This is a genomic window from Phormidesmis sp. 146-12 (genome assembly GCF_052939495.1).
Genome location: NZ_JBJPHS010000262.1, coordinates 1 through 1,132, shown reverse-complemented (window position 1 = coordinate 1,132; position 1,132 = coordinate 1). Strand labels below are relative to the sequence as shown.

Here is a 1,132-nt window from a genome sequence, read left to right as displayed (position 1 = left end):
GAATGACCTCAAACCCAGCAGCAGTCTCGCTTGTAAATTCTCGGAAAGGTCTAATCAACCAAGCAACTTGTCAAAGAAACGGGGATTCCGATTCCAGCCCAACCGGGTGTGCCTGAACGCATCGATTATGAGTATGAGCGCAACGGAACTGCCAATTTGTTTATGGTGTGTGAGCCAATAGTTGGACGGAGACGAGTGGAAGCGACACAGCAACGCAACGCAGTCGATTATGCTCACTTGCTCAAGGCATTGGTCGATTTCGATTATCCAGACGCTACCAAAATTACGGTGGTGCAAGACAATCTCAACACCTACTCCCCTGCATCCTTGTACAAAACCTTTGAACCCGCAGAAGCCCAACGAATCCTTCAGCAATTGGAATTCTGTCAGACTCCCAACCATAGGAGTTGGTTAAACATGGCAGAGATTTAACTGAGTGTGCTTAACCGTCAGTGTTTAGATCGTCGCATTGCTGATTTTAGTACTCTGAAGACCGAAGTAGACGCTTGGCAGGAGCAGCGTAATCAAGAACAGACCTGGATTAACTGGCAGTTTACAACCGCAGGTGCGAGGGTAAAGTTGCATCGCCTTTACCCGTCAATTAATTCTTGACTGACTACTAGTATCTCATTTTCACACACGTCCCTTATCTCAGAATTGACTCCAGCGAGTTAGGGCTACCAACGTTCTTAAACTCAGTAATACCAATGCGTCGGTCCTCCACCATCGCATGCCGGAACCACATAGACTTTGTTTATCACGGTTTTGCAAGCCACTTCGGTGACACTATCGATCGAATACTGCTGTTCACCGTAAAAGGCATCGTCCATCTGATGGCGATGTTCTCAAAGCAAGTCAGCGCCCCTCTAAATTCTCTTGAGACCCTCTAACAGGTTTAAGGTGGGATAGCTCAAGCATCTGTTCATATTGAGTCTCCCCTCCAGAGTCATGCTTGATCTGATGACAACTGCGAGTGAGCCATTGCTTCTGCTCAAGTAAGTCTTGGGGATAGAAGGCAACTGCGATCCCGCTAAGGTAGCCAAGGCATGATAGAAATCAAGCCCCTGCTCATCGAATAATGGTTCGGACAGTTTTTAGTTGAGGGGATGGACAAGAAAGCTATCGATCCCTT

Annotated in this window: 1 pseudogene; it reads left to right on the top strand. The window is 47.3% G+C overall.

Annotated elements, in window-relative coordinates:
* Positions 1-54: 54 nt before the first annotated feature.
* Positions 55-612: pseudogene (locus ACKFKF_RS35135) on the top strand (transposase); the annotation flags it as partial.
* Between the last annotated feature and the right edge of the window lie 520 nt (positions 613-1,132).